Genomic DNA, 23,767 nt, shown 5'->3' on the forward strand with positions numbered 1-23,767 from the left:
GATCCAGCCTCCGTATTTCACAACCGTTGCAGCCTTGGCGACGCCCTCCGCGTGACTGGCGTAACCTGGAGTTTGACCCGAAGCACAGTACGGCTGATAACTGCCCTTCACGAACGTCCTCTATCGGCCAGAAGCGGACGGTGACCATTAAATAAATCGGTTCCCTTTTCCGCACTTAAGACAACACTACACGCTCTTCCAGGTAAAACTCAGCGACCTAAAGAGAACCCCACTCATTCTTTATATATCGCGGGATTCGAGATGATGCCTTATACCCTAACTTAATCCTCTCTAGAACAGGGGTAGAAACAGCAGTATCTGCAGCTCGATAGTATCTGGAACTCAAGAACGCCTCCAACGTCTCCACATCATCAATCCTGCAGTGATGATAACCTACGAAAGATGGATGTCGAATGAACTCATGATCGCCAACACCGAGCAAACACGACGAATCGGCTTTGTTATGATGACTCTCAATGGGAGCCAACAGAACCTTATCCTTCCCGTCAATTACTTGTATACCCGCAATCACAACAAATAGGTGCTCTCCAGACGGGCCGCTGGGAATGAATATACCCATACCGACCTGGATACAAGGCGCAACAGCGACAGCCTGCATACCAGTCATATTAAAAACCAGAGCAACGGGCTTGAGGAGAGCTAAACGCTACGATGTTTGATACGACCTGAGGAATCTGATCATCTGAGAAACCAACAGAAGACAGAAGAGTTTCCAACTCAATCCAATTTGTTTTGTCTCCTTGCTTCCAATTCCACTCTGGAAACGCAGAAGCATCGTGCAGATGAGTTTCCAGCCTTTTAGATGACCAAACGCCATATCCCGCCCAAACAGACTCGACCAGTTGAATTTCAGCATCGCTAAATCTATCCAGATCATCGGAACTAGAATAAACACAGTTCTCGACCAACTGAAGATATTGATGCCGACTGCCATCACGAGCCACTGAGAATATATCTTTCCATACATTCTCTTTCTTACCCTCAATAATGGATAAGGTGCCAGACGGAACAGGACCATGTTTCAAAGAGCACAACTTGTCATTAATCAATGGCTCGCCAAACTCTTTGTACGACTCCCTCTCCGCAAGATATATCCACTTGATAAGGCGGAGTTTGGTGACATGCATTTGCCGCTCTGACGCCTTTTTCAGAAAGAAATAGACAAGCTGCCCGGTCTTTTTCAAATCCAAGCATTCAGAACTTAACTGGGTCATTTCAGAAGCCTCATACGGCGATTATTCATAGAAACCAAGCTTAAGCCATCCCATCGACAGCCAAGAAAATCATAACGGACCATCATACAACAGCCCCTCCCCCATTTCACTAGTGAGCAACAGACACCGCACATCAAAAAACTGACACATTTACCAACGAAATATAAGCAGCTGATTTTATTGAAAAAAACCAAAATCCGACCTAAAGCCCGGCACTACGATCAGCCACCCTGCAACCAAGAGCGTCCTAATGCCACCATCACAGCAAGGTTGCAGAACGCCACCCTAGGTAACCTTGATAAGCAGAGTCCGCCCACGATAGCGCCCCAAAAGTCTCACACAGGAAGCAGAGCTTTGCAGCTCAATGCTCCACCCTGCCAAGGCGGTACCCAACCAAGCAGGGCTATGCTGGACATTGCGAATCTGTCCAGGTGGGCTCAACCCCCCGGCCCACCAAATACAAGCTCCCACATGGCCGGAAACACCCCTAAAAAGCCCGACCCGTGCGGGCTTTCTTGTTTCTACACGTCCCCACACGCACCCGCATCGTATTGCTTGCCGCGTAATCGGGGACAGACCACGATATTGATGCAGACGGAGCAGTCCGAAGCTGACTCTACTGCCAGTAAGTGGCTGCTTCTGGCCGACAGTTGCCGCTCGGGGGGGGGAGTCTTTAGACCCATTGCAGCCGTTGAACACCGGCATAAATCAGCCCAAAACCGATGTTGAATGGTGCCTTTCAAGCAGTAGGGAAGCCATCCCCCGGGCTACTCTCGGTTATGGCCATAGAAGCGTCTACGAACCTCAAGGCGACGCAGTCTTCTCCTTCACGTCATAGTTTTTTTTCTTCGCAAAGACGCCACCAACGACTGTAGGCTCTATAAATAAAATCTTTCTCTTGCTAGCTCCAGGGCCGTAGGGCTGCATTCGAAAATGACCCTTCCTCCAATGTGTACGCTTTTCCTTTACATTTCTCGCGTGATTAAATCCCGCATCAGATTCATAGACCACATTATCCACTGGGCTAATCACAACCCTGTCATAGGTCTTCCGAAGCTTATCTTCAAATTTACGAATTTTGCCTATGCCCTTCAAGGAAGTTATTTTTTTTCTCAGTTCTTTGCGCTCATTGAAGGCAGTGTCGCGGTATTGCTTGCAGTTAATGAATAACAGAACTTTGGCCATGTGATTTAATGTTTCAGACAAATAAGTCATATCGCCTGTAAAGTCATCATCCTGACCGTACTTTTCTTCGACTCGACTGAGCTCCTGCTTTATTGTTCGCATCCCATCCTGTATGTAAAATCCTTGCACTCGCAGTGTGTCATCTTCCACATGTGCTTTACCCAATGGCGAGCCGGTAAACATCAGGTCCAGAATCCTCAGCGGCTTGTTTATATCCACCATTGCGCTATCGTTATAACGCTTCATCTCCGTTGAGCCCGGATTAATTTGGGTCTCGCTTATATATACGCCTTCTAGTATGTGCTCGTGCGTAAGTTCGTTATAGACTTTGAGTGAAGAGCTTCGGCTCTCTGTGAATTCGATGTAACAAGCTTTAAACGGTGGACGGAGGTAATCTACCGGAACGTCATCGCCAATCTCTGTTTGTTCCAAAATCTCATCAAGAAAATCTGATGTCGTCAAGATATTACCATCCTGACGCCTGAATTTATAAGAGTGAAGCGTTGTACTAAGCGCGATTCCCGCCATATGATCGGTTAGGTTTTCAGAGCGATGCAAAGAAAATATATCAGGCCGCAGACTCATCATCGTCTGTGTCAAGTAGTCTATTGAACTAGTTTCAATATCCAGCCCGGTGAAGACTTCGTCGTACACTTGATCCATCGCCTGGGTGCACATCTCAGTATATTTGGAACAGGTAATTCTCACCGGGTGTGGCAATTTGTATGTGATGTCCATATTCCTCCAACCTACCAATGAAATACAATAAAACCCTATCAGACTCGGACAATGCCGAACAATGAGATTATGACATTGCGAAAGTCGGATAGCCTCATTGAATCAAAGGGGGATCGAACTGACCATCGTCCGCATTTGGCCGATTGCAGCCGGCCGAGAGTGGCGGCTAACGGCCAAAAGCCGCCGCTTCAAGGCGCTTGTCTCGAGCCAGCGCTGCCCTCAGCGGACAGTGGCCGTCGGCTAAAAAGTGTAATTCAGGTCAGCCCCATAATTCACTTTGTGCACAATTGGCTGTTGGCGGGGCCGGGGAATAAATGTCGGAATCCACGGACCTTCTACACTCAAGACATTATTATTCGATTTTTTATATCGCTTAATATATCTTCAAGAGGAGTTCTCTTTTCAATTTTTAGGCCTTCAAGTGCGGAAATCAAATCTGCATCTGTTAAAGGTATTATTAAGCCATGGCCGTTCTTGAATGAGTCCCTGCACCTTTCAACGAACAGATCCTTGTTAGAAATCTCTCTACAAGTTATGACGCCAAGCATGCCCCGATTAACAGTCAACCGCCCAATCATCTGATCGAGTTCAGGATTCTGTATATCTTTAGAATAGTTCTTACACTCTACAATCACATATGGACATGGAATCTTATGAATCATGTGGAGATTATAGAAAAAACCTTCTTTGGCAGAGTTCTCGAAGTAGATATCTATTCTTTTCCTACCCTGATTTATTTCAGCCTCGAGTACTGGCGAAGATGCATTCGGATAAAGTAGCATCTCCAGGATACCAACTATAGTTTTGTGATATTCCGTTGCCGCTGCCGTACCTTGCTTAATCGCTTTCAGCCTAGCTATCAAGTGATCAACTACAACATTAAGATTTAACTCCGAATCAATTGAATCGGAAGATAGAGGTCTTACCTGTTCCGCTTGTTGATCTCTGAATGACTGGAAAACCAACGGATGCTTCTCGGTAAACTCAAACAGCCACTCTTTACTAAACTCCTTGACAACGTTCTCTTTCAAACTCTTCTTGGAGACAAAAGGTGTGCCATCCTTGCGATGCTCTACCCATATACTACCTGACCTTATGTGTTCATGCTGAAGATACTCTAGAACATGCTTATTATAGTAGTTCTCAGGCGCATATGCTTTGCTATAGGAAACGATACCTTTGGGCGTCAAAAGGATTTTTTTACCTTCGACCAGTAATGTCTCCTCATGAGAAAAAGTCCATTTTTTTCGGGAAACATCCCAGATAGGCCCTGCAGAAACTCCCGGGGTCAAAGCAATTCCGTGCAGGTTGCACTGAGCTTGAGTGTAAGCAATGAGACTCCCTCTTATAAGATTGGTAGTCATATCGGATACTTTGTCCTTCCCAATGCCTGGAATGAACAACCTGAAGTCTTCTAAATCGGTGATTTTTCCGGACTTTATCGCCTTGCTGCCCATGATACTTTCGAACAGTTTTTTCGCGTCTTCACTTCCGATACCATTGCCTCGCGGCTTACCGGACGAGAGCCCCAGACATGTTTCATTTGGTTCATGAAGATGCGAAAAAAGCTCAAAAGCATCGTCATCCTTTCCTTGGCGAACAAGATCTAAAAAGTGTGAGAAAAAGGATCTCACAGAGCTAGATGCTTTCGTTGACCAGCGATCAGGCCTCAACCCTAATAAATATGGATCAACAAATAATCGAGTGTCAGCGTCCGTATCAATATCGACAAAGTCGAGTTCAAACTGAGTTTTCGAAAGACTGAAGCGCTTTGATAATTTCATAAATCCTTTAATCCACCAATAAAACACTGATCAATGCTAGAGGGTTTAATGATTACTGAACAATCTAAATAACTATATTTTAGTGATTTATTTTTCTCAGCGTGTTCCCCGAGCTAGGCATAACGTCCAAGAGCTTCGTGAACGAATTTTCGGCAATCGTGACCCCTCATTAGAAAATCGCATTTTTCCTCAATCTATGAACTCTAGACCAATAGAGGCTTTTTGCAATCACTCAGAGAAGTTCGTACCCGTTTCGTATTGTGATAACTGCCAGTCACGCCGAGTATCGACGCATGCATTTCGATCCGACTTGGCTCCGAAGGGTGGATTCTATTTTCCGCGTGCTCAGGATCTACGAGATGCAATATAGGCAAGAAAATCACAGCTAAGGCGCAGAGATGGGTAAAACGGCGCGAGAGCTCGTTGTCACGACCTGAACCGAATGCAACCTTGCTAGTCCGGAAGCATTGGAAAGTATGGTGTCCCTGGGCAGGTTCGAACTGCCAGCCCCTTCCCTTTAGGAGGGTGGAGGTCAGCTTCTGGCCGAAAGCAATCTTTCGCGACTGCCTGCAATTGCTGACACAACTGACGGCCTGGTGCCAGATGATTTCCGACGGCTAACCATTACTAACGCGCGGTCAACCAGTTGGAGTGCCCTACCTTCATCTGAAACTGTTACACGACTTGACTCAGTTACACGCTTGAAAATTGGTGTGCCAGATCGGTGTAACTCAATAAAACTCAATAAAACTCAATAAATACAATAACTTATAGATTCTTGTTACACCAATTACACGAGTTACACCGCATTTTGAACAGATACGATCCCCGCTCCCCGGTAGCGTCAATCCCTCCAGCGAACTTCAGATGCATCTCCCGCGGTCTGCCGGGGGCCCCTGATGTTTTCATTGAGACACGGGGTCGGAAACCCGCCGGACCTTGTTAGCGGGAGAACTCCCAGCTTAGTGAACAGGTGAACCCGGTGAACTGCCTGTTCACCTGTGCATTTGCCCTACGAAACAACCGATCTGAGGTCACCATTACCGATACGGTAACGATGCCCTTTTTCCTTCAAGATCCTTTCAATTTCAACATTGAAATTTCAGTAAGCTGGGGCACCTTCCACTACCAAAGCCCCGCGGGTTTCCGACCCCGTGTGCTCAACAAATCCTCAGGGTCCCCCGGCAGTTTCGAAGCATCGAGGATGAACTCTTGAGGTGGCTGTCCTCAACTGACTCGCAACCTATCAGGTGTTTCAGTAAGCACGCACTCTCACATGCTCACTCACACTGATCAGGCTCTATACCGACATTCACTCGGTAGCTCACCGGGGTTCTGGGCATGCCCAATAGCTCATAACCAGACAGCCTATAGTCGTAATGTTTGCTCTTTCCATTACCCAGAGAATGAACCCGCACAAGCTCAAAGCTCTGTGGGTTGGCAGCCGCAAAATTCACCTCATTTTCAGAGATGTAGAAAGCCGTATTGGCATCACCCGAGGTGGTTTTGACCTCCAGGTAATACGGGGTGATTCCTGCGCCGGTGTCACGCACAGAGCGGATGTCATAACCTGCACCATCACCTTCTGTTAGTGATACATGCACAACCTGACTGACGTACTCCTCACCATGTTCGGCATGCACGCGCAGCCTTTCTCGCTCAAACACTAGCAACTCACCGGCGAGGCCAAGGCTCTGATTATTCGCAGCCTCCTGGAGGTAGTCCCTTTTACGCGAGTAAGTGCCTTTGACCTCACCAGTAGCTGCGGGCTTCGCTTTAGGCTTGGCCGGGCCTCGTGTGCCCCCATAGGCGGACTTTGACGAATCAAAGCCAATATTTGGCTGATCAACTTCCCCGTAAGCGATGTGAGTTGCCAATTGCGCTTGAACCCGGAAAAGCTCTGCAAGCTTATCGGCATTTTTCTGAAGGCGCTTTCCGGTGCCCATTGGGGCATATGTAAAGCCACCACTCTTCATGGCATTAAGGGACAGGTGATTGCTGGCCAAATGCGCAATTTGAACACCTAGATCGAGCTTATCGTCCTTGCATCCCTCAATCATGTCCTGCACAACTTGCGCTGGAATCTGGTTCACATCTCCCAACCAAAGCACATCAGAAAAGTGCACTAAATTCGGCCACATCATGGGGGATGAGACGTTCATGCTTTGGTTTTCGATGACTTCGGAGAGCCAGCGAGGTTCTGTTTTTTTCGAAATACGATCAACTATCCCAGCACCAATAAAGCCAGAGGTCTTCGTTTTTGAACTGTGATTTTTTACGAAATTCTTGTTCGGCGGGATCGACTGAAAAACCAAGACATCCCCCTTTTTAAGCTCACTCCAGGCATTCTCGTTACCGGCATCAAAACCCCAAAAACCAGTGGCCAAGGTAGTCAGCCAATGCTCAATCGGGCCATTGGCCTTCCGAGCTTCACCCTTTGAAATTTCCTCAAGAATCCGAGAAGTGATGTCCATACCTAATTTATGTCCTTAGAGCTCGTTGTATTTTTTGGCATTCCCGCGAGCTTTATCAGCCGGGTATTTATCAGCGTTGACTCTCAGTTTCCGATCAACTGCATCCTGCAAGTCCAAAGAAAGAACGTCAGCAAGGCGCAATAGATACAGGGTTACGTCGGCAATTTCCTCCTCAATCCTGCGCATGCGGTCCGCATCGTCTTTGACCGAACGCGCCTGTTCATCAGTTAACCACTGAAAATTCTCAAGTAGCTCGGCCGCCTCCACTGCTAGAGCCGTAGCCAGGTTCTTGGGGGTATGGAACTGCTCCCAATCTCGTTCCTTTGCAAAGTCGCGCAGTTGCTGCTGAACCTTCACCACGTCCATCTCATTTCCCTCTGTCTGCCATTTCGAATAAGCTCCATTACCTATCCGGACGACTGCGTTGCGCAACAGCAAACTACATCAAGAGGATAAAAATGTAGTCAGCACCCGCAACCATGTATCCCTGTCTGTATCCCCAACTGTACAATCACGCTACAAGTCACGGCCTTTATAGAACGCACGAGTCTCCCTCGGGCACCAAAATTAAGAAAGGTCTTGCTTAGCAAGGCCTTTTTTTTCGCCTGCGATAAAGTGGCTGACACCCCGCCGACCTGTAGGAGCCGGCTTGCTGGCGATGCTTTTGATTTCTCGCATCCTCGGTCGGTACGACCCCTCTCAAGGATTCACCCCATGGAACTGTTGCTGGAAACCGTCGCCCTGTTCTGCCTCAAGCTTGCTTATGAGACGGAGGATTCGAGTCCGATTCTTCGGGATGATCCGATCATGAGTGATTATGAGCGGGAGGTTTTTGGCTTGCTCGTGCGCAGGGGGATGTTGACTCGATCCAGTTTAGAGTGTCGCACTGCGTGGGTTTGGCGATAGAAGCTTTAAAGGGTGTTGATACGCCACTGGGGCGGGAACTGCACAGGTTGTCGGCTGACTTCAGCACGGCAAAGAAGATGGATCAGCTTGAAGCCCCGCTCATCGCGCTCAAGGGATACCTGAAAGACATTCAATAAAAGAAGGAAGGCGACAAAAAACGGTAGCGCTCGATAGCCGGACTTACGCTGGTCGTCTAATCCGATAATAAATCTGCCCCCCGCCCTCCTTCGATGATCAAGCTGACCTCTCGCCTAAGTCGACAGATCGTTGGTGGTTGGTGGTTGGTGGTTGGTGGTTGGTGGTTGTGTGGAACCATCCGTACTTTTTTCATTTTTGCCCCCTGAATTACTTAAGCCGCTAAGCCGTTCGTCTGTGTTTGTGCACAACGGCCTTCGATACAAAGTTCCATTGCAAGTATTCGGGCGCGCCGTGACGGCACATTCTCATCGTCGGCGCTATTCAAAGCGGAAAACCCAAATTAGCATGATGCTTCGTAACTAAATCCACCCGCAGGGACAGCACAATGATCAAGAATATTGTTCTGCGCAACGTTTCAAGCTACGCGCCCAATGTCGATTCGATCATCGGTCCGTTGACACGAGTTAACATTTTCTACGGGCAGAATGGGACTGGCAAAACCACCATTAGCAACTTTTTGCAGGCCCCGAATGAGCTGGCCCATAAATCGTGCCGTGCAGATCCTGCTGAGGCCGAACGTGAGGTGCTGGTCTACAACCATGCATTCACGGAGAAAAACTTCCACGCCAGCGTGCAGCCGGGTGTTTTTACATTGAATGAAGGCAACATTGAGGCAGAAGCCGCATTGAAGGCAGCGGAAGACGCTATCAAGGTTCTTAGCGACAATGAGCAAACGGAAACAGCTGACGGGAAGGAACTGAAAGCAGCTCAGGAAGCGCTCTCGGTGACACTCAAAGACAAAGTTTGGCTGCTGAAAAAGCCGTTTGACAGCGGTTCACTTAACTATTGTTTTGGCGGAATCAATACCAAGGAGCGGTTGCTGGAAAGGGTCGTGCCGCTGAAGTTCATGGCTACGGTCGACACCTTTGAATCATTGGCATCAGAAGCCTCTGAGCTGCAGTCCGCCAGTGATACAGAGCTGGATGGCATCGCTTCTTTTTCGTTCTATGCTGACGACATAGAAACGAAGCCTATTTTCCAAGAAGCCATTGCCGGCTCCGGAGACTCTTATCTGTCGGCTCTGATTCAGCAATTGGGTAACTCGGACTGGATCAAACAATCCTTCAAGTTTGTCGACAAAAACGACGAGCACTGCCCTTTCTGCCAGCAAGCACTGCCGAATGATTTCTATGTGCAGCTTGAAAAGGTATTCGATAAGACTTACGAGCTTCGCATTTCGGAGCTGACCGCGCTGGAAACCCGCTACAAAAAAGGTGTTGATGAACTGCTTCTTCTGCTTGATAAACCTCAATACCAAGCCAAGTCGTTTCTCGCGCATGTGGTGACTTTGAAGTCTGCACTACAACAGAATATTCAGCGTATCCAAGCCAAGATGGCTAGCCCCTCGGCTCCAGTTAGCCTGACCGCGACCTCCACATTGATTGCTAATCTGAACGCTGCCATCCAGGTTGAGCAGGATAAGATCAATGCCATAAACCTGAAGATCAAGGACAAAAAAACTCACCTTGAGCAAATCAAGGAGCGTTTCTGGAACTGCTTCCGTGGCAGCTGTGACGCCATGGTCATTAAAACTACCAAAGAGCATCGTGAGTACGATGACAAACTGACTGCAAAAAGGGATGCAGTAAGGCTGATACGAGACCAGATCAAAGCGCAGGAGGAAACGATCGTAGAGAGTCGCGCCAAGATCACAAACATCGACCAAGCGGTCTTGAGCATCAATGGGTGGCTCGGGGTGCTGGGTCTTCAAGGATTTGTGCTGTTGAGGGAGGAGGGCGAGGTTCCTCAGTATCGGCTGCATCGACCTGACAAAAAGGACGATGTATTCAAGACGCTGAGTGAAGGCGAGAAAACGCTGATTTCGTTTTTGTATTTCCTGGAAGTTTGCAATGGCGACCTGGATGACAAAACCAGCAAGCTGAAAAGTAATCGGATTATTGTGATCGATGACCCGATCTCCAGCTTGTCCCACAACTACATCTACGACATTGCCTCGCTGATCAGGCGACAGGTTTTGAGCCCCAAAACGAAGTTCAAACAAGTCTTCATCCTTACGCACAACCTGTTTTTCTTCCACGAAATGATCAAGCTGATGCAGGAAGACAAAGAGGAGAAGACCCTTGCGTTGTTCAGGATCACCAAGGCGCAATTCAGCTCGGTAGCCACGATGCAGGAAAAAGAAGTGCAGAACGATTACCAGTCGTTTTGGCAGACCATCAAGGATGCACTGGCCGGGCGAACGTCCACCAACGTGATTCCAAACATGATGAGAAACATTCTGGAGTATTACTTCACGTTCGTGCACCGACAGGACTCACTCAGAAGGGCACTGACGGACCTAGCCGACGAAAATCCAGAGTTCCGAGCGCTGTTCAGATACATCAATCGTGAATCACACTCTGATGCTATCAATTTGACCGATTTTGGCGAGATCGACCCCGCGCAATACATCGCCCGATTCAGGGATGTGTTTGTGAAAACCAAATTTGAATCGCATTTCGACAAAATGATGAGTTGACTGGTAACCAGCGACGCCCGGAGGCGCTTGCTCTCCGGGCGTTTTTTTCGTGTACGGATTTCGTGGTTTAAGACAGTTTTTCAACCCTTTCTCGGGTCGCAACCTGATGTGAAGGATTACCCTAGTCAAGCTCGGAAACCCTTGATAGCATTACCGCCGCAGCTACCACCGAAGCACTCTCCCTCTCGCCCGCGCTCATTGGCTCGCTTTGCTCATGAAGTGCAAAGGCTGTCAGCGGCCCGCTGAGATCAGATGGAGAAAATGCCATGAAAGATGGAAAAGTTGTTCTGGTTCGCCAGTATGACCGTTTCCGGCTTGGGCAGTGGGAGACCGTGTGCCAGCACACGCGCTCCCTTCCGCGCCGGTAAATGATGTGCCGATGTGGTAGCTGCACTTACACCTATCTTCGTTTCGAATGCCGCCGCATAGTTTAACCAAAAATAAATCCGTCACCTTTTCCGGTTATTCAATAACAAATCTATCCCGCTTTTTTTCCTCATTTCCAATGAAATGTTCGTAGCTACGAGCTTGCTGCTAGTTTCATGGCACACGAAGCTTTAAGCTGTTGATAAATCAGTGCAAATACTTCCAGTACCTCTGAATCCGCAGGAAGATCATCGTCATACAACATATCTTTGAAATTTCCAGAAAACTCTTCAGAAATAAGTGCCCACGTTGCTTCGGGGTCTGAGAACAAACACGCTTCACTCGTAGGATGATCCAACCATGTGCAACCTGCCTTAAATTGCTGTCTATCAGTGTTTGCAACCACCTCCACCATTTCACAAAATTCGTCCGATAGTAAATATTTACGATATTCATCAACTCTAAGAATCATACAAATATCGTAAATATGTCGAATTTTTTCGCGCAAGGATGTGGACGGGTCTGGCTCTCGACACGCCCTAACAAGGCTAAACACTTTTTCAACTAACGTACGTTGAACACAAAGAACTTTTACATCAAAGACTTCAAGCTCATACTCAACAATCAGTTCACTCTGACCAAGATCATTGAGAACCTCAGCAATAAGCGAACTTATAGGGCGAAATTCGGAAGGTTCAGGTGTTGTGAACGCGTTGGTTTCAATCAATATATGGGGAGCCACCTGACCTAACTCTGCATCAGGGTATAATCCAGGATATTGATATATAGCCTTTCTGAACTGACCAAACTTGCTTTCCCTTGGATCGCCCTCGACCCGTACTAGCCCCGTAGCCGTGACTTTTTCCGCAGCCTTTATCATGGTCTTTATCTGACCACCAGAATGGCCATTGAAACAAATCGCAAGATCTATATCTTCAGAAAATCTATTGATCAATTTATAAGCTTTTGATAATGCGGTACCACCTTTGAAAACCACTACATTCGCGCTTGGAGACTCGCTTAAATATTTAAGCGCCCGCGTTACCCAATAGTCCTTTTCTACATATGCCTCGGGAACCTGCAAATGTTGAGCTGCGGCCTGTGCCAATTCTAAAAATAATGCTTTATTAAGATGCAACCTCATCGAATCGACCACTCCTTTGCATTTGGCCACTCATCTTCATCAATACCTATATTATATTTTGTAGTCGGATTCAGACTTCTTTTCAACTCGGGAATCGGCCGAAAACCAATATAAGAAACAATCAGACCAAGCAAAGCTTTTGTCGAGGGCGAGTAGTACTTCACGGCAATATTTTGAAGCTCCTTAACGGAAGCATCCTCAAGCTTTGAAATCGTCAAAGCCAACAATCTAACAACTTCAGCCGGAGGAGCATCAGAGATACACTTTACATCCTTCAATACATCTAACAACTCAAGCAACCGAACATTTTTGTCAGACACAGGTGCAGAAGAGTTAACCAATCTAATTTTTATAGTACCGAAGTTTTTCTCCTGCCTACTACAAGTTGTCGCTATTTCTATAGTCTTGGGCTGCTGAGTCGAAAGACCAAGCTTATTATACAAAGCCGCTCCAGTTATGTAACCTGTGCGCTGCCCCTTGCTATATAAACATGACTTTAGCAACTCTGAATCACTTGGCTTCATATTCCCCAAAATTCCTTTTTTCGGGACATAATATTTTCCCTTACTGATTCTACCAAGTCGATTGATAGCCACCATCCGGCTCAGTGCTTTCAAGACAGCGTCTGGGTACTGGTTATAAACATTTAAGTCGTTACATTCAAAAATTGTTCCTGGCTCAATTTTAGCGATGGTGTCTTCAACGCAAGCACTGATCCTCACGACGTATCCTCCACACTCAGTGATTCAGCTTTTGAGAAGCCTAAGCTTCTAAAAAGCCGACAGTCAAGTTTTTACTGCTAAAAACCTGACAAAAGGGCACAAAAAGCTCGCTGGTAATAGCTCCTTTGATGTGAAAAGGGGTTCTTCCGCCACGCCTCCCTGAGCCTGTCAAATAAAACCATCGCCATCCCGTTGCTCGATCAATTGCACTCATGAGCTAAGCCATGCTCAAAAACGACCGACCACGTCATCGGCTTCCGCTAAATTCCCTACCCTGCTACCAGCGCCACCATTTCAATCACCCGAATTCCTCTTCCGGGAGTTTACGGACGAGGTTGCAGAAAAGTAATCGGAGAGATACCCTTTTTGCGTCGCTGCCAATTCAGCGACCGGGCTTGGTAACCCGAGGTAAATCACTGCGCAACAGTGCTATGCGTTCGCAGGCGCTTTTTTTTCGCCTGCGATCTGCGTTATGGCGGCTGTGCGTGGGACGTCTTCGGACGTGCCGGTTTCCTTGATTTCCCGGTTTACCAACCTGCGCACAGCTGCCACCCCATTCGCTTGGTAACGAATTGTGGCGGCTCTTAAAAATTAAGGAGCTTCACAATGCGCTGTATGGATACGTACAAAATTTGGCTTTTCCCTCAACGCGACTCCCAGTTGCGTATCGCCCCACCATCCACCCTCGCCCACCGCCTCTCCCTCACTGGAGGTGGCAAATGACCGATCAATCAGAGCTAAAAACCATCGGCCTAACCCCGCCATTTACTGCGCCGATCAACCACTTTTCCACGTCACTCGCGGCGTTCCCCTAGGCGATGCATTAGCCATGGCTTCTGACTTTCTGTTTCTCGCCAAGAAGCTGAACGAAGATGCCGCCTACGCCACAGACACCGACCGCCACGCTTGGGCCGCGCATTATTTGACGGCGATGAGTAAGGCGGTGGTTGATGATGCGGTGAAGGTACTGACGCGGGATCGGAAGGTCGCGCCGATGTCGAAGCAGGCAGCGGAGGCTGAAGGGTAGCTTCTGTTTTTTAGACGTCAGGCATAACGCATGTGGGGACGGGTTTGGTCGCGGGGTGGGGCATTCAGCGGGAGTGGTGGTTGCCTTGAGTTTTTCGCGAGCAGGCTCGCTCCCACAGGAGGGCGGTTAAGCCAATTTCCATGTTCCAGAAACAAGAAGGCCCGAACGTAATGCTGGACTGAGCCAGCACCAGAGGATCGGGCGCGATTGGGATTGATGCTGTCGGAGCCTGATCATCATGTCTACGCCGACGCCACATAAAACACTGGTTTTTTGCCGACACCTAAGCGGGTGGGGGCTGAGGCTGGGAAGTAGTGGCTAGCTTTAAGCGTTGATGGTGGCTGGTCTGGCGCTTTCGCGAGCAGGCTCGCTCCCACTTTGGATGTGTGTTTAGTCAGTTAGCCCCGAGGTTTCGGGGCTTTTTCGTGTTGGGGTCAGAGCAAGTGCTGGGAGATCAGTTTTGAGATTTCGACCATGGATGTCCTGCCGGTGAATTCGAATTTCACTTTTCCCAGCGACGAAAAGTAGATCTCCAGCTCTGAATCCAGGTCGAAGGTGCCGGAGGTTTCCACCGAGTACGCCACGATGTTTTTGTAGGGTAATGAGGTGAAGTCTTTTTTGCTGCCGGTGAGGCCCTGGACGTTGACGGCGATGATGCGTTTGTTGGTGAACACCACGCCGTCGCGCATGGACTTATAAGCGTCGATGACGTGTTCGCCGTCGATCAAGAGGTCGGAAACGCGTGCGGCGTATTCGTCGTTTTGCTTGAGCTTGAAGAATCCTTTGTTGTTGAAATCAATCATCAGTCTTTCCCTGTTTTCAAATGAACATCGCTAGCAGGGCTTCATAGCGCATTTCCCACTACGCCGCCACGTCCCCTACTCCAGGTGGTCTGTCGCCCGCACCGCATTTTCAATCGCCCGAATGCTGATCGCCGCAAATATTGCCGTCATCAGCACCCCGTTAAACCCCAGCAAAACCGCCAGCACCCGTGAGACGGCCAGTTTCGGGACGAGATCGCCATAACCGATGGTCAGGCCGGTCACGAACGCGAAGTAGATACCGTCAAAAGGACCCCATCCTTCCAGATAGCTGATGATCAGACCGAACAGCACGATCAAAAACAGCAGGATGGAAAAAATCGGCCAGACAACGTGAAAGTAGAACCTGACGGCTTTATAGAATTCTCGACGGACGTGTGCTGCATGAGCGATGTTCATGTTATGGGCCCTTTGGGGGTTTGCCTGACCGGCAATTGAATGCTCGGCGCTTCAACACCCTTCAGCTTGGCACAAGCGAGGTGGATCGCCCGCTCATCGTACTCAAGGCGTATCTGAAAGATATTCGGTAAGCAAACGCTTGGCTTTGTGCTCTTCTAGACTTACTGGAGAGTCGTAGGCAGAACCGAACACGTCGCTTTGGTGCAGTTCGATCAATAGCAGCGTGGCAAGCTGCCCTTTATGCCCAATAGAGGTGCGGCGAAGACCGTATCGGGCACAACAAGATGCCCGCTCAGGGTGCCCTGGCCAACGGCCTGACAATGCCACGATACCGTGACGTGGTGTGAATGCCGCAGCCGACACTTTCGGACGACCGACAACCGCCTGGTTTGTCCGTGACCGTGAGGAATGCTGTATGCCTGATGAGATGTTGCAATTGCCTATGGTCAATAGCGTGCTGGAGCGCCACAAGGGCTCTGCGGGTGCGCTGTTGCCCATCCTTCATGAGATTCAGGCCGGTATCGGTTACATCCCCGATGCCGCCATTCCCGAGATTGCCCACGCGCTCAACCAGAGTCAGGCCGAGGTTCGCGGGGTGATCAGCTTTTACCATGACTTCCGTACCGCGCCGCCGGCCCGGCATATCCTGCGGTTGTGTCGGGCTGAGTCGTGCAAGAGTCGTGGCGCCGAGCAGCTCGCCGCGCAGTTGCGTGATCGTCTGCAACTGGATGATCACGGCAGCAGCGCCGATGGCAGCATCAGTTTGCGTCCGGTGTATTGCCTCGGTGCCTGCGCCTGCTCACCCGCTCTGGAATTGGATGGTCAGGTGCATGCGCGGCTCAGCGCCGAGCGTCTCGATGCTTTGCTCGACGCTTGCCGGGAGGACGCATGAGCCTCTATCTCCCCTGTGATTCTCTTGCCCGTGCCGTGGGTGCCGATGCGGTGGCGTCGGCCCTTGCCGGTCAGGACCTGCAACGCACCAGTTCCCGTGGTCTTTACTGGCTTGAGCCGCTGCTGGAAGTGGACACCCCGCAAGGCCGTATCGGCTTCGGCCCGCTGACCGCTAGCGATGTGCCGTCGGTGCTCGATGCGCTGCAAGGTGAGCCGTCCTCGCACCCACTGGCCTTGGGCCTGGTGGAAGAATTGCCCTATCTGAAATCTCAACAACGCCTGTTGTTCGCTCGCGCCGGCATCACCCGGCCGTTGTCGCTGGACGATTACCGGGCCCATGGCGGTTTCGAAGGTTTAACGAGAGCCGTGACCGTTGGCGGTGATCAAACCGCAACGGAAGTGTTCGATTCAGGCCTGCGTGGCCGTGGCGGCGCAGCGTTCCCTGCCGGGATCAAATGGCGCACGGTGCGTGTCACCCAGGCGGCGCAGAAATACATTGTGTGCAACGCCGACGAAGGCGACTCCGGCACTTTCGCCGACCGCATGTTGATGGAAGGCGACCCCTTCCTGCTGATCGAAGGCATGGCCATTGCCGGCATCACCGTCGGCGCTAGCTACGGCTACATCTATGTGCGCTCGGAATACCCACAGGCCATCACCACGCTGAACGAGGCGCTGGAGATTGCCCGGTCCAACGGTTACCTCGGGGCCAATGTCGGCGGCAGCGGCCTGGCTTTTGATATGGAAGTGCGTGTCGGGGCCGGCGCTTACATCTGCGGTGAGGAAACCGCGTTGCTGGATTCGCTCGAAGGCAAACGCGGGGTCGTCCGCGCCAAGCCACCGATTCCCGCGTTGAAAGGCCTGTTCGGCCTGCCGACGCTGGTGCATAACGTGCTGACCCTGGCCTCGGTGCCGCTGATTCTGGCCAAGGGTGCGCAGTTCTATCGCGATTACGGCATGGGCCGTTCCCTGGGCACGATGCCCTTCCAGTTGGCGGGCAATATTCGTCGTGGCGGTCTGGTAGAACGAGCCTTTGGCCTGACGCTGCGCGAACTGGTGGAAGACTACGGCGGCGGCACCGCCAGTGGCCGACCGCTGAAAGCCGCGCAGGTCGGCGGCCCGCTCGGCGCCTGGGTGCCGCCGTCGCAATTCGACACGCCGCTGGATTACGAAGCCTTCGCGGGCATCGGCGCGATGCTCGGTCACGGCGGCGTGGTGGTCGCGGACGACAGCCTGGACATGGCGCAAATGGCGCGTTTCGCCCTGCAATTCTGCGCCGAGGAATCCTGCGGCAAATGCACGCCCTGCCGCATCGGCTCGACCCGGGGCGTGGAGGTGATCGACCGTCTGCTGGCCGCGCCGGACCAGCGTGGTCGCGATGAGCAGGTCATCATCCTCAAGGACCTGTGCGACACGATGCAATACGGTTCGCTGTGCGCCTTGGGCGGCATGGCCCCCTTTCCGGTGGTCAGCGCCCTCAAGTACTTCCCCGCCGACTTCGGTCTGCAATCTTCGGAGGCCGACCAATGATTACCCTCTTCGACCCGAAAACCGACATTGATCTGGGCACCCCGGCCCGCGACAGCGACGTGCAGATAACCCTGAGCATCGACGGGCGCAGCATCAGCGTGCCGGAAGGCACTTCGGTGATGCGCGCCGCCGCATTGATGGGCACGACCATTCCGAAACTGTGTGCCACCGACAGCCTGGAAGCCTTCGGCTCCTGCCGCATGTGCCTGGTGGAGATCGACGGCATGCGCGGCTATCCCGCGTCTTGCACCACGCCGGTCACCGAAGGCATGACCGTGCACACCCAGACGCCGAAGCTCGCGACCCTGCGTCGCAATGTCATGGAGTTGTACATCTCCGATCACCCGCTGGACTGCCTGACCTGCTCGGCCAACGGCAACTGCGAGCTGCAAACCGTCGCCGGTCAGGTTGGCCTGCGGGAAGTGCGTTACGGCTATGAAGGTGACAACCATCTGGCCGACGTGAAGGACACTTCCAACCCTTACTTCGATTACGACCCGAGCAAGTGCATCGTCTGCAACCGCTGCGTGCGTGCCTGCGAAGAAACCCAGGGCACCTTTGCCCTGACGATTACCGGACGCGGTTTTGAATCCCGGGTGGCGGCGGCCGGTGGCGATAACTTCCTCGACTCCGAATGCGTGTCCTGCGGCGCCTGTGTGCAGGCTTGCCCTACTGCGACGCTGATGGAAAAAAGCGTGGTCGAACTGGGTCAGCCGGAGCACAGCGTGATCACCACCTGCGCCTATTGCGGCGTGGGCTGCTCGTTCCGCGCCGAGATGAAAGGCGACCAGTTGGTGCGCATGGTTCCGGACAAGAATGGCCAGGCCAACCATGGTCACTCGTGCGTCAAAGGGCGCTTCGCCTGGGGCTACGCCACCCACCCGGATCGCATCACCAAACCGATGATCCGCAAACACATCAACGACCCGTGGCAGGAAGTCAGCTGGGATGAAGCGGTGACTTACGCCGCCAGCGAATTCCGTCGGTTGCAGCAAAAGTACGGCCGCGACTCCATTGGTGGCATTACCTCCAGCCGTTGCACCAACGAAGAAACCTACCTGGTGCAGAAACTGGTGCGCGCCGCCTTCGGCAACAACAACGTCGACACCTGTGCGCGGGTTTGCCACTCGCCGACCGGTTATGGGCTGAAACAAACCTTGGGCGAATCCGCCGGCACCCAGAGTTTCGACTCGGTGATGCAGGCCGACGTGATCCTGGTGATGGGCGCCAACCCCAGCGACGCCCACCCGGTGTTCGCCTCCCAACTCAAACGCCGCCTGCGTGAAGGCGCACGCCTGATCGTCATCGACCCACGGCGCATTGATCTGGTGGACGCGGTGCATGCCCGCGCCGAACTGCACCTTGCCCTGCGCCCGGGCACCAACGTCGCCATGCTCAATGCGTTGGCCCACGTCATCGTCACCGAAGGCTTGCTCGATCAGGCCTTTATCGACGCCCGTTGCGAGGGTAGCGATTTCGCTCGCTGGAGCGAGTTCGTCAGCCGCGCGGAACACTCGCCGGAAGTTCTCGGCCCGGTCTGCGGCGTCGCCGCTGCCGATATCCGCGCCGCCGCTCGCCTGTATGCCGGTGCCGACAATGCGGCGATCTACTACGGCCTGGGCATCACCGAACACAGCCAGGGCAGCACTGCGGTCATGGGCATCGCCAACCTCGCCATGGCCACCGGCAACATCGGCCGCGAAGGCGTGGGCGTGAACCCGCTGCGTGGGCAGAACAACGTTCAGGGCTCCTGCGACATGGGTTCGTTCCCCCACGAATTGCCCGGTTACCGGCACATCTCCAACGAAGTGGTACGGGCGCAGTTCGAACAGGCCTGGAACGTCACCTTGCAACCCGACCCGGGGCTGCGTATCCCGAATATGTTCGAGTCGGCGCTGGCCGGCAGTTTCAAAGGCCTGTATTGCCAAGGCGAAGACATCGCCCAGAGCGACCCGAACACCCAACACGTCACCGCAGCCCTGTCGGCCATGGAATGCATCGTGGTGCAGGACATTTTCCTCAACGAAACCGCCAGGTTCGCCCATGTGTTCCTGCCGGGCAGTTCGTTCCTGGAAAAGGACGGCACCTTCACCAACGCCGAGCGGCGTATCTCGCGGGTGCGCAAGGTCATGGAGCCGCTGGGCGGCAAGGCTGACTGGGAAGGCACAGTGGCGCTGGCCAACGCCTTGGGCTACCCGATGAACTACACGCATCCGTCGCAAATCATGGATGAAATCGCCAGCCTGACGCCGGCGTTCACCAACGTCAGTTACGCCGCACTCGACAGCCACGGCAGCCTGCAATGGCCGTGCAACGCCGAGGCGCCGGACGGCACGCCGACCATGCACATCGATCAGTTCGTGCGCGGCAAAGGGCGCTTCATGCTCACCGGGTACGTGCCCACCGAGGAGAAGGTCAACAATCGTTATCCCCTGCTGCTGACCACCGGGCGCATCCTCAGTCAGTACAACGTCGGCGCTCAGACACGGCGAACCGAAAACGTCGCCTGGCACGATGAAGACCGCCTGGAAATCCACCCGACCGACGCCGAGAGCCGAGGCATCAACGAAGGCGACTGGGTCGGCATCGGCAGCCGCGCCGGTCAGACCGTACTGCGTGCGCGGGTTACCGAGCGGGTCGCGCCGGGCGTGGTGTACACGACGTTCCACTTCCCGGAATCGGGGGCCAACGTCATCACCACCGACAACTCCGACTGGGCTACCAACTGTCCGGAGTACAAGGTCACGGCCGTGGAAGTCAGCCGCGTCTACCACCCTTCCGAGTGGCAAAAACGCTATCAGGCCTTCAGTGACGAACAGGACCGTCTGCTCAAGGAACGCCGGCATGCCCGTGGCGCTAAAGCGGAGGTGCGCCGATGAGTACGGAGAACCTGATCAAGATGGTCAACCAGATCGCCCTGTACTTCGCCACCGAACCGGACCAGCAAGCGGCCGTGCTCGGTGTGCGTAATCACCTGCAGATGTACTGGACGCCGGGCATGCGCAAGGAATTGCTGGCCTGGCAGACAGAACATCACGGGGCGGATTTGCATCCGTTGGCGCAGGCGGCGGTCAGTGGCGCGGGGTGGGAGGCTTAGGCTCACACGATCCCGTGAGATTGCCCCGGCCTGCTGGCTGACACTAACACCTGTGGCGAGGGAGCTTGCTCCCGCTGGGCCGCGAAGCGGCCCCCTTATCCATGAAAAGAAGGGGACTGCTGCGCAGTCCAGCGGGAGCAAGCTCCCTCGCCACAGTATTTTGATCGACTGGGTGCGGCGTTATCGCGTCAGGGGCTACTCGATCTCAATCGGCCCTCTAGTCCCGGCATCACTGTCCATCCAGTAATCCTCCCCCGTCAGCCGTCGATCACCTTGAATCGTGAAGGTGATCTTTCCCTGCTTGAATTGCAGCGCGCCATCGGTGCGCTTCGCGTTGACCCGCTTGCCGTCCACCCAGACCTGTTCCTTGGCATCGATACGAATCGTGGCAACAGTCGCGCCGGCCTCGCTCTTCGCGACCCATTGCCCGGCATAAGGTGTCTGGGTGCTTGCGCTGTCCGCCGCTGGGTTGGTAAACCCGGCCTTGGCGTTTTCCGCTTTGCTCTTGTGGATATCGCAGCCCTGAAGTTCGCTCACTTGGGTGCAACCGGATTGCTCGAGTTGTTTGCGGTATTTGTCATTGATCGCGTGGGCGGGGAATTGCACCAGCATCAATAGGGCCAGTGTTGGCAGGATGATTTTGTTCATCAGTTCTCTCCTTCGATCAGCGCCTTTCCGCGCCTCTGGATAATTCACTGTAGTCAGAACCCGGTACTCGGTTACACGGGCAACACCACCAACGCCTCCAGCCCGCCCTTCGACCGATTTCGCAGTTTCAATTCCCCGCCATGCTCCAACACTATCGCCCGCGCCGCCGATAATCCCAAGCCCACACCGCCGGTGCTTTTGTTGCGTGATCCTTCCATGCGAAAGAACGGCACAAACACTTGTTCAAGGCTGGCCTCCGGAATACCCGGCCCGCGATCCAGTACTTTGATCCGCACCTCCCCAGCATCAGCAATCAACTCAATTGCCGGCTCACTGCCGTACTTGATCGCGTTATCCAGCAGATTGGTCATCACCCGCTTAAGCCCCAGCGGCCGCCCGAAATACACCCACCGCGTCGGCCCGACGTAGGCGATCTCAACCCCCTGATCCCGGTAATCATCCAGCAACGTTTGCAGCAACTCGGCCAGATCAAACTGGGTCGCCGGTTCAAGCCGCGCATCATCCCGGAAGAATTCCAGCGCCGAGTTGATCATCGCCTGCATTTCATCCACATCACGAAACAGCCGCTGCTGTTGCTCGCTGTCTTCGATGAATTCCCCGCGCAAACGCATCCGCGTCAAGGGCGCGCGCAGGTCGTGGGAGATGGCGGCGAGCATTTGGGTGCGGTCGCGAATGAAGTGTTGCAGTTGGGCCTGCATGGCGTTGAACGCGAGGATCGCCTGGCGGATTTCCTGAGGGCCTAGCGGTTCGATCGGCGGGGCGCGGAAGTCCACGCCGAAGCGTCGGGCGCCTTCGGCGAAGTGTTGCAAAGGTGTGGCGAGGCGGCGGGTGGCGATCAGCGCGACCAGGGCGGTGGAGATCAGCACCAGCAGGATGACGATCAGGTAACGCGGCGCTTCGTCCAGGCCCCAGCTGCGCGAAGGGGCGGAGAACATGACCCAGGTCGCGTCCGGCAGCTGGATCAGCAGCGCGTAACGGGCGTCCGCCGAGGGTTCCGTCCAGTCGGCCGGCTCGTAGGTCTGGATTCGTGCGGAAAACTTAAGCAACGGATGCAGGATGGTCGAGCCGATTTGGGAATCCAGGTCCTCCACCGTCGGCAGATTGAGCTCACGTCGATCAAGGTGCCAACTGACGATGAAGCCCTCATCGCTGACGGCGTGCGCCAGTTGGCTGCGCAGCGGCGCCGGGGCGGCCTGGATGATGCGGGTGATGGCGGCCATTTTGTCCAGCAACCCGGTTTCGGTCAGCGGTGGGCGCGCCCACACACCCGCCAGTTGGATAAACAGCCCGTTGAGCGCCAATGAAATCAGCATCGCCAGAATGATGGTCAAGGCGATCCAGCGCGCCACCGTGTCCCGGCGAATCCGCTTCAACCAGCTCATCGCCGGGTCACGCTGGGGGTGAACAGATAACCGCCATTGCGCACCGTGCGAATCATCGCCGGGCGTTTGGTGTCGGATTCGAGCTTGCGTCGCAGGCGGCTGACTTGCACATCGATGCTGCGATCAAACGCGTCATGGCAATGCCCCCGCGCCAGGTCCAGCAACTGCTCGCGGGTGAGGATGCGTTGAGGGTGTTCGACGAAGACCAGCAGCAAGTCGAACTCACCGGCCGACAGCGGGATCATCACGTTGTCCGGCGAGCGCAGTTCACGGCGGGTGACGTCGAGGTGCCAGTCGGCGAAGTCGATCAGCGGCCGTGGGCGCTCCGTCACGACCGGCCGGCGTTCGTCCACGCGCCGCAGCACGGCGCGCACCCGGGCCAGCAGCTCGCGGGCGTCGAAAGGTTTGGTCAGGTAATCATCGGCGCCGAGTTCGAGGCCGACGACCCGGTCGCTGAGTTCGCCCATGGCGGTCAGCATGATCACCGGCATGGCGTAGCGAATCCGCAGTTGCTGACACAGGATCAATCCGCTGTCCCCCGGCAACATCACGTCAAGAATGATCAGGTCCGGCGGCTGGCGCTCGATGGCCGCCCACAGCGACGCGCCGTCGGTGGCGACCTCGACGCTGTAGCCGTGCTGCACGAAGAATTTTTTCAGCAGATCGAGGACTTCAAGGTCGTCGTCCACAATTAAAAGGCTGTTCACCGAAGGTCACTTA

Annotated in this window: 17 protein-coding genes and 2 pseudogenes; 7 read left to right on the forward strand and 12 right to left on the reverse strand. The window is 53.2% G+C overall.

Annotation, left to right across the window (positions count from 1 at the left end; translation table 11 throughout):
• Positions 1-629: 629 nt before the first annotated feature.
• From HP062_RS14685 to HP062_RS14705, 5 genes are all read right to left on the reverse strand, one after another.
• Positions 630-1,235 (reverse strand): Panacea domain-containing protein, encoded by a 606-nt coding sequence (locus tag HP062_RS14685; RefSeq protein ID WP_172791598.1) that lies wholly within the window; start codon positions 1,233-1,235, stop codon positions 630-632.
• An 804-nt stretch (positions 1,236-2,039) separates the two neighbouring features.
• Entirely contained in the window at positions 2,040-3,074 is a 1,035-nt protein-coding gene (locus tag HP062_RS14690; protein ID WP_172791599.1) for a hypothetical protein, read from the reverse strand.
• A 425-nt stretch (positions 3,075-3,499) separates the two neighbouring features.
• Positions 3,500-4,942 carry a hypothetical protein gene (locus HP062_RS14695; RefSeq protein WP_172791600.1) on the reverse strand — a complete coding sequence of 481 codons (1,443 nt, stop codon included), beginning with the start codon at positions 4,940-4,942 and terminating at the stop codon, positions 3,500-3,502.
• 1,280 nt (positions 4,943-6,222) lie between these two features.
• Complete coding sequence (locus HP062_RS14700) at positions 6,223-7,416, reverse strand: DUF3883 domain-containing protein (protein WP_172791601.1); 1,194 nt, start codon at positions 7,414-7,416, stop codon at positions 6,223-6,225.
• 15 nt (positions 7,417-7,431) lie between these two features.
• Positions 7,432-7,782, reverse strand: coding sequence for a nucleotide pyrophosphohydrolase (locus tag HP062_RS14705; RefSeq protein ID WP_172791602.1), 351 nt, complete (start codon positions 7,780-7,782; stop codon positions 7,432-7,434).
• Between the two features lie 348 nt (positions 7,783-8,130).
• Between HP062_RS14705 and HP062_RS14710 the strand changes: the two are divergent.
• A pseudogene (locus HP062_RS14710) lies at positions 8,131-8,459 on the forward strand (hypothetical protein).
• Between the two features lie 386 nt (positions 8,460-8,845).
• Positions 8,846-10,999 (forward strand): AAA family ATPase, encoded by a 2,154-nt coding sequence (locus HP062_RS14715; RefSeq protein ID WP_172791603.1) that lies wholly within the window; start codon positions 8,846-8,848, stop codon positions 10,997-10,999.
• 520 nt (positions 11,000-11,519) lie between these two features.
• Here HP062_RS14715 and HP062_RS14720 read toward each other — a convergent pair.
• Entirely contained in the window at positions 11,520-12,509 is a 990-nt protein-coding gene (locus HP062_RS14720) for a nucleotidyl transferase AbiEii/AbiGii toxin family protein (protein ID WP_172791604.1), read from the reverse strand.
• Entirely contained in the window at positions 12,506-13,231 is a 726-nt protein-coding gene (locus HP062_RS14725) for a DUF6088 family protein (RefSeq protein ID WP_172791605.1), read from the reverse strand. Before HP062_RS14725 ends, HP062_RS14720 begins: the two co-directional genes overlap by 4 nt.
• Positions 13,232-13,950: 719 nt before the next feature.
• Here HP062_RS14725 and HP062_RS14730 point away from each other — a divergent pair.
• A pseudogene (locus HP062_RS14730) lies at positions 13,951-14,258 on the forward strand (DUF3077 domain-containing protein).
• Positions 14,259-14,692: 434 nt separating this feature from the next.
• Here HP062_RS14730 and HP062_RS14735 read toward each other — a convergent pair.
• Positions 14,693-15,061 (reverse strand): PH domain-containing protein, encoded by a 369-nt coding sequence (locus tag HP062_RS14735; RefSeq protein ID WP_172791606.1) that lies wholly within the window; start codon positions 15,059-15,061, stop codon positions 14,693-14,695.
• 75 nt (positions 15,062-15,136) lie between these two features.
• Positions 15,137-15,478: a potassium channel family protein gene (locus HP062_RS14740; RefSeq protein ID WP_172791607.1), complete on the reverse strand. Its 342-nt coding sequence runs from the start codon at positions 15,476-15,478 to the stop codon at positions 15,137-15,139.
• Positions 15,479-15,893: 415 nt separating this feature from the next.
• Here HP062_RS14740 and HP062_RS14745 point away from each other — a divergent pair, with 415 nt between their 5' ends.
• Genes HP062_RS14745 through HP062_RS14760 form a run of 4 tightly spaced genes read left to right on the forward strand, consistent with a single transcriptional unit; the run spans position 15,894 to position 20,996 of the window.
• Complete coding sequence (locus HP062_RS14745; protein ID WP_010457990.1) at positions 15,894-16,370, forward strand: formate dehydrogenase subunit gamma; 477 nt, start codon at positions 15,894-15,896, stop codon at positions 16,368-16,370.
• Positions 16,367-17,899, forward strand: coding sequence for an NADH-quinone oxidoreductase subunit NuoF (locus HP062_RS14750; RefSeq protein ID WP_172791608.1), 1,533 nt, complete (start codon positions 16,367-16,369; stop codon positions 17,897-17,899). Before HP062_RS14745 ends, HP062_RS14750 begins: the two co-directional genes overlap by 4 nt.
• Complete coding sequence (gene fdhF, locus HP062_RS14755; protein ID WP_172791609.1) at positions 17,896-20,778, forward strand: formate dehydrogenase subunit alpha; 2,883 nt, start codon at positions 17,896-17,898, stop codon at positions 20,776-20,778. The genes HP062_RS14750 and fdhF overlap by 4 nt, the downstream gene beginning before the upstream one ends.
• The gene (locus HP062_RS14760) at positions 20,775-20,996 is read left to right on the forward strand and encodes a formate dehydrogenase subunit delta (RefSeq protein WP_010457997.1); all 222 of its coding nucleotides are present in this window, start codon (positions 20,775-20,777) and stop codon (positions 20,994-20,996) included. The genes fdhF and HP062_RS14760 overlap by 4 nt, the downstream gene beginning before the upstream one ends.
• 195 nt (positions 20,997-21,191) lie before the next feature.
• Here HP062_RS14760 and HP062_RS14765 read toward each other — a convergent pair whose 3' ends face one another.
• The 3 genes from HP062_RS14765 to HP062_RS14775 all read right to left on the reverse strand — a co-directional run bounded on the left by HP062_RS14765 (position 21,192) and on the right by HP062_RS14775 (position 23,754).
• Complete coding sequence (locus HP062_RS14765; RefSeq protein ID WP_172791610.1) at positions 21,192-21,644, reverse strand: hypothetical protein; 453 nt, start codon at positions 21,642-21,644, stop codon at positions 21,192-21,194.
• A 71-nt stretch (positions 21,645-21,715) separates the two neighbouring features.
• The gene (locus tag HP062_RS14770) at positions 21,716-23,047 is read right to left on the reverse strand and encodes an ATP-binding protein (protein WP_172791611.1); all 1,332 of its coding nucleotides are present in this window, start codon (positions 23,045-23,047) and stop codon (positions 21,716-21,718) included.
• Positions 23,044-23,754 carry a response regulator gene (locus HP062_RS14775; protein WP_077749357.1) on the reverse strand — a complete coding sequence of 237 codons (711 nt, stop codon included), beginning with the start codon at positions 23,752-23,754 and terminating at the stop codon, positions 23,044-23,046. The genes HP062_RS14770 and HP062_RS14775 overlap by 4 nt, the downstream gene beginning before the upstream one ends.
• Positions 23,755-23,767: the final 13 nt, after the last annotated feature.

The sequence above is a fragment of the Pseudomonas sp. B14-6 genome (assembly GCF_013260315.1).
Taxonomy (GTDB): Bacteria; Pseudomonadota; Gammaproteobacteria; order Pseudomonadales; family Pseudomonadaceae; genus Aquipseudomonas; species Aquipseudomonas mandelii.